Genomic DNA, 1,781 nt, shown 5'->3' with positions numbered 1-1,781 from the left:
GACCCCGGAATTCGAGCCCATTGCCCAAGCCGAGCACGTCCTGGCCGCGTCCGGTGCCCGCATCACCTGGGAAGGTGCCCGCGCTTTCTATCGCCCCTCGACGGATGAAATCTACATGCCGACCCGCGAGCGCTTCGCCCAGCCGGTCAACGCCTACGCCGTCGCGCTGCACGAGCTGACCCACTGGACGGGCCACGAGTCGCGCCTGGGCCGCGACTTCTCCGGCCGCTTCGGCTCTGAAGCCTACGCCTTTGAAGAACTGGTGGCCGAGCTGGGCAGCGCCTTTGTGGTGGCCCATCTTGGCTTGGAAGGTGCCCGCCTGGAGAACCACGCCAGCTATGTGCAATCGTGGCTGAAGGTGCTGAAGAACGACAAGAACGCCGTTTTCACGGCCAGCCGCCACGCCAACGCCGCCTATCAACTCATCATGCAGAAGGCCGGCATGACCCCGCAGAGCGACGAAGCCGCCGCCTGAACCTCGGAGCGCTGGCCGCTGGCCAGCGCAACCCCTTCACCAGTTCGAGAAAGACAACGCCATGAGCAGCCATTGGGAATGGGCCGAGGAAGTCACCGCCCAGCACGACGAGCAAAAACCCTTCGCCCCGGAGAACGGCCAGCCCTTGAAGTTCAAGGCCGGCGACCCCGTGATTTACACGAACCCGGCCGGGCTGGAATTCGCCTTGCGCGTGACCGGCTTCTATGAGCGCCCGGCTTCGCCGGATGGCATGTACGCCAAGGGCGCGCGCTATCTGCTGGACTGGGATTGCCCGTGGTTTCCCGTGGTGGAGTCGTGCTTGCGCCTGGACGAATCCCGCGCCGTGCAAGAGCTGGAGCCCACAGCATGACGCGCCAGGAATACCGCCGCGCAGCCGTGCGCGCACGCCTTCAGCTCATCCACGGCAGCGGCCCGGATGCCGACTACCTCTCACCGCTTGAGCTGACGGCCGCCGCCGCGCTGCGCGCGAGCTGGCAACAGGTGGACGTGCTCGCCTGCCGCCTGTCGGGCTTCACGCCCGACGCCCGCAGCCGCATCACCCTTTACCCGCTTTGACCGAGGCCGCAACCATGACCACCACGACCACCCAGGCCCAGCCGATGACCAAAGACGCCGCCATCAGCCAATTTAAGGCGCTGACGGCCCGCTACGGCCTCCAATGGACTGCCGCCGTGCCCCGCGAGGCTTACGACCAGCTCGCCGCGTGCAATCGCGTTTTGACCACCAGCGACCGCCGCGAGGCGCTGGGCCTGCGCCCCTGATCCGCGCGCGCATGGGCGAGCAGGCCCGGCGCGCGAGCTGCACCCCTTAGACCATCGAACCCGAGGAAACGACCATGACCAAGACCACAGCCGACACCAAGACAAACGAGCTGATCCGCCACGCCATCGCCGCATGGGGCTATCTGGTGCGCTGGGGCTCCCGCCTGACCCTGGCCGAGTTCGCCGCCGCGATCCGCCGCCACTCCGACCACGAGCGCGCCGAGGCGCTGGCCACCGCGCTGGAGTCGGCGACCGGCTTTGTTGCTCGCGACTGGCGAGGCTTCCGCGCAAGCTGGCAGTGCTGACGGCCGCCGCCTGCCCACGCGGGCGGGCGCTCTTGGGGCTGCGCCCCGCCGCGCGGCATCCTGGCCGGGTGGCTTCAGCGGCTGCGCCGCTGTCGCTCCCCGTTCCGCCCATCCTCCGGCAGCTCGCCCGTGTCTGGCGTCTCTGGTCTTCTCCCTCCTGGCTGTTGCTGTCCGTTCCCTTCTCTTGGCCCTGGTAGCTGTTGATCCGCTGCAAGGCCT

General features: G+C 68.2%; 5 protein-coding genes. All 5 read left to right on the top strand.

The genetic code is table 11. From position 1 onward, the window contains the following. On the top strand, positions 1 to 475 hold a 475-nt coding region (locus BFE01S_RS45295; RefSeq protein WP_042340107.1), incomplete at its 5' end, for an ArdC family protein. Between the two features lie 61 nt (positions 476 to 536). Continuing rightward, on the top strand, positions 537 to 845 hold the full coding sequence (locus tag BFE01S_RS36715; protein ID WP_028229716.1) for a hypothetical protein: 309 nt from the start codon (positions 537 to 539) through the stop codon (positions 843 to 845). Continuing rightward, the gene (locus BFE01S_RS36710; protein ID WP_028229715.1) at positions 842 to 1,051 is read left to right on the top strand and encodes a hypothetical protein; all 210 of its coding nucleotides are present in this window, start codon (positions 842 to 844) and stop codon (positions 1,049 to 1,051) included. Before BFE01S_RS36715 ends, BFE01S_RS36710 begins: the two co-directional genes overlap by 4 nt. Before the next feature lie 14 nt (positions 1,052 to 1,065). Then, positions 1,066 to 1,257 (top strand): hypothetical protein, encoded by a 192-nt coding sequence (locus BFE01S_RS36705; protein WP_028229714.1) that lies wholly within the window; start codon positions 1,066 to 1,068, stop codon positions 1,255 to 1,257. A 74-nt stretch (positions 1,258 to 1,331) separates the two neighbouring features. Next, the gene (locus BFE01S_RS36700) at positions 1,332 to 1,562 is read left to right on the top strand and encodes a hypothetical protein (protein WP_028229713.1); all 231 of its coding nucleotides are present in this window, start codon (positions 1,332 to 1,334) and stop codon (positions 1,560 to 1,562) included. Positions 1,563 to 1,781: the final 219 nt, after the last annotated feature.

Source organism: Paraburkholderia ferrariae NBRC 106233, assembly GCF_000685035.1.
GTDB classification, from domain to species: Bacteria; Pseudomonadota; Gammaproteobacteria; order Burkholderiales; family Burkholderiaceae; genus Paraburkholderia; species Paraburkholderia ferrariae.
This window is presented reverse-complemented; position numbering and strand designations above follow the sequence as displayed.